Origin of the sequence: Roseivivax isoporae LMG 25204 (genome assembly GCF_000521865.1) — a bacterium.
Lineage (GTDB): Bacteria > Pseudomonadota > Alphaproteobacteria > Rhodobacterales > Rhodobacteraceae > Roseivivax > Roseivivax isoporae.
Map to the genome: position 1 here is coordinate 82,867 of NZ_JAME01000019.1, position 9,671 is coordinate 92,537.

Sequence of the window (9,671 nt, forward strand, 5' to 3'; positions counted from 1 at the left end):
GCCGGGCGGCGGTCAGCTCGACCCGTAGAGCCCGCCCCAGCGCTTGATGAGCGCCATCTGGAACTTCTTGGCGCGCGTGTTGTAGCCGCGCGCGCCCGGCGGTCCCTCGCGGTCCTCGCGCGGGATCGCGTCGCGCCGCGGAATGTCCGCCGAGAAGATCGCGAAGGCCAGCTCCGTCCCGTCCGGGCAGTCGAGGTAGCCCGCGAGCCCGCTCACGAAGTTCAGCGTGCCGGTCTTGGCGTGCACGTCGAGCGGATGGTTCGGCAGCACGCGGCGCGAGTCGTCGCGGATCGGGATCGGCTTCAGCAGCGGCTTCAGCTCCATCCGCTCCCGCAAGGCCACGAGCGCCCCCACCATGTCGGCCGCGGCGATCTGGCTCGCGTCGCCGAGCCCCGAATGGTCGACCAGCGCCACGCCCGGCAGGTCCAGCGCCTCGGCCGCCCAGCGGTTCATCCCGTCCGCCGAGGCCGCCAGCGTCGCGGGCGCCAGGCCCCGCGCCACGCTCGCCGCGCAGCCCACCGCCTCGGCGGTCAGGTTGGTCGAGTATTTCAGCATGTCGCGCAGCACGTCGGTCAACGGCAGGCTCTCGCGCCGGGCGATCTCGGTCGCGCCCTCGGGCAGCGCGTCGACCACCTCGGGCGCCTTCAGCCGCAACCCGGCGCTGCCCGCCACCGCCTGGAACACCTCGCCCGCGTAGAGCTCGGGATGGCGCACCGGCAGCCAGCGCGCGCCGCCCGAGCCCAGCGCCCCGCGGGCCACCGTCCAGTCGTCGCGCCCCTCGGCGCTGCGGTAGGTGTAGACGGGCGTGCCCCGCGCCACGACCACCATGCGCGCCATGTTGACCGGCGGGCGCAGCCGCGCCGACCGGCCGTCCATGGTCACGGCATAGCTCTCGCCCGTGCGGGTCCACTCGAAATGCACGCGGTTGAAGTTCAGGTTCAGCCCCGACACCGACGGGCTGTAGCCCACGTGGTCCGGCTGGCCGGGATCGATCGCGGCGACCTGCGGCAACGCCCCGCCCCAGACGAGAAGCCGACCCGTCACATTCCTGACCCCCGCCGCGGCCGCGTCCTCGGCCAGCGCGGCGAGCCCGTCGGTGTCGAGGGTCGGATCGCCCCCGCCCGCGAGCACGAGGTCGCCCTCGAGCGTGCCGTCCTCGCCCACCGGACCCGTCGCGAGAAGCCGCGTGGCAAAGCGGTGCCCCTCGCCCAGGTGCTCGAGCGCGTAGGCCGCGGTCAGCGCCTTGGCCACCGAGGCCGGCGGGTGCGCGTCGCCCGCGTTCACACCCTCGACGAGGCGCCCGGTCTCCACGTCGCCCACCGCCACGCTCCACGTGCCGTCGAGGCCGGCGTCGCGCACGATCTCCTCGAGCGTCGGCAGCGTGCGCTTGAACAGGTCCTCGCCGCGTGCAATGGGACGCAGCGACGTCTCGGGCGGTGCCGCCCATGCGGGCACCGCGGCCCCGACCGTCGTGGCACCGAGAGCGGCGACGAACCGCCTGCGGGAGAGAAGCGCAACCATGGGGCGGAGTTAACCCGAGCCGAATGACCGAGACAAGAACCGGCGCGCTGCAAAACCGGGGCACGTTCGCGTGAACCCCGCAGAGCGGCCCGGCGGATCGGCCTGGACGGCCGTCGCGCTCATGTTCGTGGCCATGTCCTGCATCCCCGCGGGCGACACCGCCGGCAAGATCCTCCTGACCGATCACGGCCTGCCGCCGGTCTTCGTGGCCTGGGCACGGTTCTGCGTCGGCGCGCTCGCCGTGCTGCCCTTCGTTCCCGCAGGCACGCTCCGGCTCCTGCGCGACTGGCGCATCTGGGGCCGCGCGGTGCTCATGGCGTCGGGCATCGTGTCGATCCAGGCGGCGCTCGCCACCGCGCCCATCGCCTCCGTCTTCGCCGCCTTCTTCATCGGACCGATCGTCAGCTACGCGCTGTCGGCGCTGGTCCTGCGCGAGCCCGTGACGCGGCTGCGCACGGCGCTCATGGCGGTGGGGTTCGCGGGCGTGCTGCTCGTGGTGCGGCCGGGCTTCGACGCGGCGCCCGGGCTCTGGTTCGCCGTGCTCGCGGGGCTCTTCTACGGCAGCTTCCTCACGGCGTCGCGGGCGGTGACCGGGCTCGGCAGCCCGCTCGCGCTGCTCTTCACGCAGCTCCTGTGCGGCGCGGCGCTGCTCGCGCCGGCGGCGCTCCCGCGCGTGCCGCCCGTCGATGCCGGGATGGCGGGGCTGCTCCTCGCCTCGGGGCTCTTCTCCATGGCAGGGAACCTCCTCCTGCTCATGGCCTACCGCATCGGCACCGCATCGGCGATCGCGCCGCTCGTCTACTTCCAGCTCGTGGCGGCGACGGTGCTCGGCTGGGTCGTCTTCGGCGACCTGCCCGACGCGCTGACCTGGGCGGGCCTCGCGCTCATCCTCGGTGCCGGGATCGCCTCGGCCCGCGCCGGCCGGGCGGCCTTCGGGGTCGCGCGGCGCTGAACGCGCATCTCCTTGCGCCGCGCCGTCCGCCCCGGTAACGTCGCCGTGTTCGACACCTTCATCCGAAGGACATCAGGGAAGCCGGTCCGATGCCGGCGCTGCCCCCGCAACTGTAGGCGAAGAGCCGTTCCCGAAACGCCACTGGCCCCCTCCCGGGGCTGGGAAGGCCGGGGCCGGCGGTGACGCGCGAGCCAGGACATCTGACCGTCGGACGGACAGTGAAACCGCAGATCGGGGCGGAGGGCCCCGGAAAGGATCGACCCATGTTCAGACGCACCTTCCTCGCCGCGGCGCTCGCCGCGGGCACGGTGATGCCCGTGTCGGCGCACCACGACGGCGACACCTTCGCCAATGCCGGCATCACGGTGAGCCACGCCTACACCGTCGCGGGCAGTGCCACCGCGCACGCGATCGAGGTCTTCGTCACCATCGAGAACGCCTCCGACACCGCCGTCACGCTGACCGCGGCCGAGATCGACTTCGCCGCGCCGGGCGTGTTCCAGGCGCCGACGGTGGACGACCAGGGCGTGCTGGCCGTGCGCGACATCGCCGCGGTCGAGATCGCGGCGGGCCAGACGCTGACCATGCAGCCCGGCGGCATCCACATCGTGTTCAACGACGTGCAGCAGCCGCTCGCGCCGGGCGACCACTTCCACGCCCATCTCGACTTCGCCGACCTGGGCGAGATCGAGATCGAGGTCGAGGTGGAGCGCGCCGACGAGCAGGAGCACCAGCACGACGATCTCGGCTGATCGCCAGCCGCACTACGAGACACGGGCGCCCGCCGGGTTCCGGCGGGCGTTTCCGTGTCTCGTGCCGCGGCCTAGTCCGCGCGCCACTCCCCCGCCGCGCGGATCGCGGTGGAGCTCACGTCGAGCATCGGCACGTTCAGGAAACACCACGCCGGCGGCTGCATGAGCGGCAGGAGATGCGCCGCCGCCTGGTCGAGCCGCGCGGTCGCATGGACCCGCGCCGCGACCGAGGTCTGCGCGCTGATGCGTTGCCCGGGCCGCGCCAGCACGCCCACCGGCACCTGCGCCATGATCGCCTGCCAATTGTCCCAGCAGTGCAGCTGGCGCAGGTTGTCCGCCCCCATCAGCCAGACGAAGCGCACGCCCGGATGCAGCGCGATGAGCCGCGCCAGCGTCTCGGCGGTATAGCGGGTGCCGAGCCGCGCCTCCGCGTCGCTCACGACCACGCGGGGATGCGCCATGACCCCGCGCGCCGCCGCCATGCGGTCGGCGAGCGGCGCGGGTCCGCGCGGCTTCAGCGGGTTCCCGGGGCTCACGAGCCACACCACGCGGTCGAGCCCGAAGCGTTTCAGCGCCTCGCGGGTGATGTGCGCGTGCCCCCTGTGCGGCGGGTCGAACGAGCCACCCAGCAGCCCAACCCGCAGTCCCTGCGGCAATGTCAGTCCGGTTCCGCCCATCGGCGCCCCTGTCCCCTCGCGTCGTGCCGCCCCAGAAACACCGCTTTGGCGCCGGACGCAACGCCGCCCGCCCGATCACGCGATGGTGAACGATGGCACTCCCCCGGCGACCTACGCTCCGCCGCGACCCCGCGGTGCCGTCCGAGCGCCCGGTTCCAGACCGAGAGGAGAGACACATGCACAGACGCCAGTTCCTGTCGACGGCCCCCGCGACCGGGCTCGCCGCGGCCACCGGCCTCGTCGCCGGCACCGCCCCCGCCCGCGCGCAGGAGGCGCCCTGGGCCCCCCCCGGCGCGCAGGTGCCCGCCGTCCAGCGCTTCACCGTGGGCGACATCACCGTCACCGCGATCTGCGACGGCAGCCTCGTGATCGGCCACGACGCCCTCATCGGGATCGAGAAGGACGCCTTCGACTCGCTGATGACCGACGCGTTCCAGGACCCGGCCGCATTTCCGGCCGCAGTCAATACCTTCGCGATCCAGTCGGGCGACGAGACGATCATGATCGACGCCGGCACGGCGAACGCCATGGGCCCGTCGCTCGGGCAGATGGCCGCGAACCTCGCCGCGGCCGGGATCGCGCCCGACAGCGTCACGCGGCTGATCGCCACCCACCTGCATCCCGACCACGTGGCGGGCGCGCTGACCGGGGACGGCGGCGCCTTCTTCCGCAATGCCGAGCTCGCGGTCAGCGAGACCGAGCGCGCGTTCTGGACCGACGAGGCCAACTTCACCGGCGCGCCCGAGATGATGCAGACCTTCGCGCAGCTCGCCCGCAACGTGCTCTCGGCCTATGGCGACCGCGTCGCGCCGTTCTCGGGCGAGGCCGAGCTTGGCCGGGGCCTGACCGCCATGCCGCTGCCCGGCCACACGCCGGGCCATTCGGGCATCATGCTGTCCTCGGGCGACGCGAGCCTGCTGATCTGGGCCGACATCGTGCATGTGACCCCGGTGCAGTTCGCCCGTCCGGACGTGGCCATCGGCTTCGACGTGGACCCCGAGCAGGCGGTCGCGACACGCAGGCAGATCCTCGACCGCGTGACCGCCGACCGCCTCATGGTGGCGGGGTCGCATATCGGCTTTCCCGGCATGGCCCATGTCGTCGCCGACGGCGAGGGCTACCGCATGGTTCCCGCGGGCTGGCAGTACACGCTCTGATCCGCGCGGGCGGCGCGCGTCACTCCGGCACGACCGCGTCGCCCACCCTGACCGCACCGGGCGCCACGACCTCGGCGCACCAGCCGCCATGCCCGCGCATGGCGGCGTAGCCTCCGGGCCCGAGGGCCGCCTCCATCCGCGAGCAGGGCGCGCAGGGCCCGGTCACGCGCAGCACCGCGCCGCCCGCCCGCAGCACCCGGCCGCGCAGGGCCGACAGGTTCACCCCGGACACCAGAAGGTTCCGCCGCAGCACTTCCGCCGCGACCGGACCCTGCCCCAGATAGGCGCCGATCGGCGCGAGATGCTCCGCCTGCATCAGCGTCACCGCCCGCTTGCCGGCGCGCCCGTGATCGCCCTCGAGGCCGTCGGTCCCGATCCGCGCCGCCGCGACCGCCGCCACCTCCGCCAGCCGCACCTGCCGCAGCCCGATCCAGTCGATCCGCCCGGGCTGCGCCACCCGCGTCATCATGTCGTGCAATGCGCTCATGGCCGCCATCTTGACCGAGGCCGCACGCCTGCGCCAGATGCGCGCCATGTGCCGCCATACCCTCACCGACGCCGATCCCGAGGACGCCGACGCGCGCGCCTGCCTCGCGGCCTACTACGCCGAACTCGCACGCCTCTTCGACACGGGCTTCGACGTCGGCCGCAGCCGCGACCTCGAAGCGCGCGACATGCGTCCGCCGCGCGGCGCGTTCCTGATCGCCCGCGGCACCGAAGGCGCCGCGGCGGGCTGCGTCGGCCTCAAGGGAACCGGCGGCCCCGAGGCCGAGATCAAGCGGCTCTGGGTCGCGCCCGGCGCCCGAGGGGCGGGCCTCGCCCGCGCGCTCATGGCTGCCGCCGAGGACCGCGCGCGGGACATGGGCATCACCGTCCTGCGGCTCGACACCAACCGCGTGCTGACCGGCGCCATCGCGCTCTACCGCGCCACCGGCTGGAGCGAGATCCCCGCCTACAACGACGAACCCTACGCCCACCACTGGTTCGAGAAGCGCCTCTGAGCGCACGGGATGTCGCGCCCTCTTTCGGCCCGCGCGACAATACCGTACACAGCCCGCCAACCCGACATCAGAACGACGGAGCGGATCCACATGGCGTCCTACCAGTACGTGTACCACATGGACGGGGTCTCCAAGACCTATCCCGGCGGCAAGAAGTGTTTCGAGAACATCCGGCTGTCCTTCCTGCCCGGCGTCAAGATCGGCGTCGTCGGCGTCAACGGCGCCGGCAAGTCGACCCTGATGAAGATCATGGCCGGCATCGACAAGGACTTCTCCGGCGAGGCCTGGGCGGCCGAGGGCGCGCGCGTGGGCTACCTGCCGCAGGAACCCCAGCTCGACCCGAACCTCGACGTGCGCGGCAACGTCATGCTGGGCGTCGCCTCCAAGAAGGCCAAGCTCGACCGCTTCAACGAGCTCGCCATGAACTACTCGGACGAGACCGCCGACGAGATGGCGCAGCTCCAGGACGAGATCGACAGCGAGAACCTCTGGGACCTCGACAGCCAGATCGACGTCGCCATGGAGGCGCTGCGCTGCCCGCCCGACGATGCCGACGTCGCCTCGCTCTCGGGCGGCGAGGCGCGTCGCGTCGCGCTCTGCAAGCTCCTGCTCGAGGCGCCGGACATGCTGCTCCTCGACGAGCCGACGAACCACCTCGACGCCGAGACCATCGCCTGGCTGCAGAACCACCTCATCGCCTACAAGGGCACGATCCTGATCGTGACCCACGACCGCTACTTCCTCGACGACATCACCGGCTGGATCCTCGAGCTCGACCGCGGCCGCGGCATTCCCTACGAGGGCAACTACTCGAGCTGGCTCGAGCAGAAGGCCAAGCGCCTCGAACAGGAAGCGCGCGAGGACAAGGCCAAGCAGCGCACCCTCTCGCGCGAGCTCGAATGGATGCGGCAGGGCCAGAAGGCCCGGCAGGCCAAGTCCAAGGCGCGGATCCAAGCCTACGAGAAGATGGCCTCGCAGAGCGAGAAGGAACGCGTCGGCAAGGCCCAGATCGTCATCCCGAACGGCCCCCGCCTCGGCGGCAAGGTGATCGAGGTCGAGAACCTGAAGAAGGCCATGGGCGACAAGCTCCTGATCGAGGACCTGTCGTTCTCGCTGCCGCCAGGCGGCATCGTCGGCGTGATCGGTCCGAACGGTGCGGGCAAGTCGACGCTCTTCAAGATGCTGACCGGGCAGGAACAGCCCGACGACGGCAGCATCGAATACGGCGACACGGTGCAGCTGTCCTATGTCGACCAGACCCGCGACGACCTCATCCCCACCGACACGGTATGGGAAGCGATCTCGGGCGGCGCCGAGCTCATCAAGCTCGGCGATGCAGAGATCAACAGCCGCGCCTATTGCGGCGCCTTCAACTTCAAGGGCGGCGACCAGCAGAAGGTGGTGAGCCAGCTCTCGGGCGGCGAGCGCAACCGCGTGCACATGGCGCGGCTCCTGAAATCGGGCGGCAACGTGCTGCTGCTCGACGAGCCGACCAACGACCTCGACGTCGAGACGCTCCGCGCGCTCGAGGACGCGCTCACCGACTTCGCCGGCTGCGCCGTGGTCATCAGCCACGACCGCTTCTTCCTCGACCGCATCTGCACCCACATCCTCGCCTTCGAGGGCGAGGCGCACGTGGAATGGTTCGAGGGCAACTTCGAGGACTACGAGGAAGACAAGAAGCGTCGCCTCGGCCCCGACGCGGTGGAACCGAAGCGGGTGAAGTTCAAGAAGTTCTCCCGCTGACGCACCTGCGGCACGCATGAAGAAGGGGCCGCGCCCGGGCGACGGGCGCGGCCCCTGTCGTTCTGGCCGGCAGAGGGTCCTCAGACCTTCTTGCGGGCGAAATTCAGCAGGCCACGCACCAGCTGACCCTTGCCACCCGTGCGGCGGACCGGACGGTTCACCGGGCGGCGCGCGGCGCCGTGGCCGCTCTTGCTGCGTGCATAGCCTTTTGCGACCTTCGTCACGATACCCTTGATCGACATCTCGTCTCTCCTTTGCGGGGGCGAGTCCGTCTCGCCATTTGCACCCCAACACGTGCGCCGCGCGCTCCGTTCCGAGGCCGCCCGCGGGATCGGCAGGGGTCCGCGCACTGGACATGGCCGGCGCGGCATGCATCAACTCCCGCCATGCAGCCGCACCAAGACCGTCCGCTGCTCGGCATCCTGCTCATGCTGGGCTTCTGTGTCACCGCGCCCCTCGGCGACGCGGTGGCGAAACTCCTGGGTGGCGTGCTGCCCGTCCTGCAACTCGTCTTCCTGCGCTTCGCTCTGCAGGCGGTGCTGCTCGCGCCGGTCGTGGCGGCCACCGGGCGCGACTGGCGGATGACGCGGCGGCTCGCGGGGCTGACGCTCCTGCGGACGCTCCTGCATATCGGCGGAATCGCCATGATGTTCGCGGCCCTCGTGCACCTGCCGCTCGCCGACGCCATCGCCATCGCCTTCGTCATGCCGTTCCTGCTCCTCCTGCTCGGCCGCTTCGTGCTCGACGAGGAGGTGGGCGCCCGGCGTCTCGGCGCCTGCGCCGTGGGCTTCGCGGGCACGCTCATGGTCGTGCAGCCCGCCTTCGAGGAGGTCGGCCCGCCCGCCCTCCTGCCGCTCGGCGTCGCGGTGACCTTCGCGCTCTTCATGCTCGTCACCCGCAAGATCGCCCGCGACACCGACCCGGTGGCGCTGCAGGCGGTCTCGGGCGTGATGGCGGTCGTGCTTCTCGCCCCGGCGCTGCTGTTCCTGCCCGGCCCGGTCTTCGCCTGGGTGGCCCCCGCGGGCGGCGACTGGGCGCTGATCCTGACGCTCGGGGCACTCGGCACGGCGGGGCACCTCCTGATGACGTGGTCGCTGCGCTTCGCACCGGGTGCCACGCTCGCGCCCATGCAGTATCTCGAGATCCCCGTGGCCACGCTCATCGGCTTCGCGATCTTCGGCGACCTGCCCGACCCGCTCGCGGCCGCGGGCATCGCCGTCACCGTCGCGTCGGGCCTCTACATCGTGCTGCGCGAACGGGCACTCTCGCGCGCGGCGACCCGCGTGGCCCCGCCCGCCGCCTGACCCCCGAAACGCAAGGACGGCCGCGGATCGCGCCGCGGCCGTCCCCTGGTCCCGATCCCGCGGGGGTCAGCTCGCGGCGCGTTTCGGACGGAAACCGATGCGGTCGGCGGCGGTGAACCGCCCGCCCTCGAGCTTCGCGATCTTGCCCTCGCGCAGCAGCTGGCCGAACGACCGCAGCCGGTCCTCGCGGCTCGATTCGCGGGCCTCGGCCTCGCGCAGCTTGGTCATGAGCTGCGGGCGCGAGAATTGCGGCATCTCCTCGACGAAGGACATGTAGGCCGCCGCCGCCTCGAGCAGGTCGGGAAGCGCCGTCGCCCCCTGCGCCCGGGCGAATTCGGCAAAGCCCTGCCCGCCCGCCCGCTGCGCCGCCGGCATCTCGGCCACCGGCTCGGGGCGCACCCGGCGCGGACGGACCGCCTGCGCGGCCTCCTGCACGGGCGCGGTCTCGTCCGCGTCGACGCGCTGCTCGGCCACGAGCTTCAGCGGCGCGGGGCGCGGCGTCGGGCCCGGGCGGGGCGCGGCGGGACGCTCGGTCGCCGCGGGCGCGGCCTGCGGCCGGCG

Annotated in this window: 10 protein-coding genes, 1 pseudogene and 1 riboswitch; of the genes and pseudogenes, 6 read left to right on the forward strand and 5 right to left on the reverse strand. The window is 72.3% G+C overall.

Annotated elements, in window-relative coordinates; all coding sequences use genetic code 11:
• Window positions 1-12 precede the first annotated feature (12 nt).
• Window positions 13-1,521 (reverse strand): D-alanyl-D-alanine carboxypeptidase/D-alanyl-D-alanine endopeptidase, encoded by a 1,509-nt coding sequence (gene dacB / locus RISW2_RS13295; protein WP_043772001.1) that lies wholly within the window; start codon window positions 1,519-1,521, stop codon window positions 13-15.
• A 121-nt stretch (window positions 1,522-1,642) separates the two neighbouring features.
• On the opposite strand from dacB, the gene RISW2_RS13300 reads away from it, so the two are divergent.
• Both RISW2_RS13300 and RISW2_RS23565 read left to right on the forward strand, forming a co-directional pair.
• On the forward strand, window positions 1,643-2,473 hold the full coding sequence (locus RISW2_RS13300; RefSeq protein ID WP_051492032.1) for a DMT family transporter: 831 nt from the start codon (window positions 1,643-1,645) through the stop codon (window positions 2,471-2,473).
• A 33-nt stretch (window positions 2,474-2,506) separates the two neighbouring features.
• Window positions 2,507-2,699: riboswitch (cobalamin riboswitch) on the forward strand.
• Between the two features lie 37 nt (window positions 2,700-2,736).
• On the forward strand, window positions 2,737-3,225 hold the full coding sequence (locus tag RISW2_RS23565) for a copper chaperone PCu(A)C (protein WP_051492026.1): 489 nt from the start codon (window positions 2,737-2,739) through the stop codon (window positions 3,223-3,225).
• Window positions 3,226-3,296: 71 nt separating this feature from the next.
• Here the strand turns inward: RISW2_RS23565 and RISW2_RS13310 are convergent, their stop codons facing one another.
• Window positions 3,297-3,902 carry a nicotinate-nucleotide adenylyltransferase gene (locus tag RISW2_RS13310; RefSeq protein ID WP_043772004.1) on the reverse strand — a complete coding sequence of 202 codons (606 nt, stop codon included), beginning with the start codon at window positions 3,900-3,902 and terminating at the stop codon, window positions 3,297-3,299.
• Between the two features lie 176 nt (window positions 3,903-4,078).
• On the opposite strand from RISW2_RS13310, the gene RISW2_RS13315 reads away from it, so the two are divergent.
• Complete coding sequence (locus RISW2_RS13315) at window positions 4,079-5,059, forward strand: MBL fold metallo-hydrolase (RefSeq protein ID WP_043772006.1); 981 nt, start codon at window positions 4,079-4,081, stop codon at window positions 5,057-5,059.
• Between the two features lie 19 nt (window positions 5,060-5,078).
• Here the strand turns inward: RISW2_RS13315 and RISW2_RS13320 are convergent, their stop codons facing one another.
• Window positions 5,079-5,546, reverse strand: coding sequence for an MOSC domain-containing protein (locus tag RISW2_RS13320; protein WP_043772008.1), 468 nt, complete (start codon window positions 5,544-5,546; stop codon window positions 5,079-5,081).
• On the opposite strand from RISW2_RS13320, the gene RISW2_RS13325 reads away from it, so the two are divergent.
• Both RISW2_RS13325 and ettA read left to right on the forward strand, forming a co-directional pair.
• A complete protein-coding gene (locus RISW2_RS13325) occupies window positions 5,545-6,060 on the forward strand; it encodes a GNAT family N-acetyltransferase (RefSeq protein WP_244437562.1) in 516 nt (171 codons plus the stop codon). The genes RISW2_RS13320 and RISW2_RS13325 overlap by 2 nt on opposite strands.
• Window positions 6,061-6,150: 90 nt before the next feature.
• A complete protein-coding gene (gene ettA / locus RISW2_RS13330; protein ID WP_043772009.1) occupies window positions 6,151-7,806 on the forward strand; it encodes an energy-dependent translational throttle protein EttA in 1,656 nt (551 codons plus the stop codon).
• A gap of 80 nt (window positions 7,807-7,886) precedes the next feature.
• Here the strand turns inward: ettA and RISW2_RS24575 are convergent, their stop codons facing one another.
• Window positions 7,887-8,048, reverse strand: coding sequence for a hypothetical protein (locus tag RISW2_RS24575; protein WP_156943852.1), 162 nt, complete (start codon window positions 8,046-8,048; stop codon window positions 7,887-7,889).
• Window positions 8,049-8,192: 144 nt separating this feature from the next.
• On the opposite strand from RISW2_RS24575, the gene RISW2_RS13335 reads away from it, so the two are divergent.
• Entirely contained in the window at window positions 8,193-9,110 is a 918-nt protein-coding gene (locus RISW2_RS13335; protein ID WP_043772011.1) for a DMT family transporter, read from the forward strand.
• A 66-nt stretch (window positions 9,111-9,176) separates the two neighbouring features.
• On the opposite strand, the pseudogene RISW2_RS25060 reads toward RISW2_RS13335, so the two are convergent.
• Window positions 9,177-9,671: pseudogene (locus RISW2_RS25060) on the reverse strand (hypothetical protein); the annotation flags it as partial.

What these genes read in the sequence shown, in the direction of transcription:
- dacB (WP_043772001.1), bottom strand. Translation starts at nt 1,521, where the DNA reads ATGGTTGCGCTTCTCTCCCGCAGGCGGTTCGTCGCCGCTCTCGGTGCC.
- RISW2_RS13300 (WP_051492032.1), top strand. Translation starts at nt 1,643, where the DNA reads ATGTTCGTGGCCATGTCCTGCATCCCCGCGGGCGACACCGCCGGCAAG.
- RISW2_RS23565 (WP_051492026.1), top strand. Translation starts at nt 2,737, where the DNA reads ATGTTCAGACGCACCTTCCTCGCCGCGGCGCTCGCCGCGGGCACGGTG.
- RISW2_RS13310 (WP_043772004.1), bottom strand. Translation starts at nt 3,902, where the DNA reads ATGGGCGGAACCGGACTGACATTGCCGCAGGGACTGCGGGTTGGGCTG.
- RISW2_RS13315 (WP_043772006.1), top strand. Translation starts at nt 4,079, where the DNA reads ATGCACAGACGCCAGTTCCTGTCGACGGCCCCCGCGACCGGGCTCGCC.
- RISW2_RS13325 (WP_244437562.1), top strand. Translation starts at nt 5,545, where the DNA reads ATGGCCGCCATCTTGACCGAGGCCGCACGCCTGCGCCAGATGCGCGCC.
- RISW2_RS13320 (WP_043772008.1), bottom strand. Translation starts at nt 5,546, where the DNA reads ATGAGCGCATTGCACGACATGATGACGCGGGTGGCGCAGCCCGGGCGG.
- ettA (WP_043772009.1), top strand. Translation starts at nt 6,151, where the DNA reads ATGGCGTCCTACCAGTACGTGTACCACATGGACGGGGTCTCCAAGACC.
- RISW2_RS24575 (WP_156943852.1), bottom strand. Translation starts at nt 8,048, where the DNA reads ATGTCGATCAAGGGTATCGTGACGAAGGTCGCAAAAGGCTATGCACGC.
- RISW2_RS13335 (WP_043772011.1), top strand. Translation starts at nt 8,193, where the DNA reads ATGCAGCCGCACCAAGACCGTCCGCTGCTCGGCATCCTGCTCATGCTG.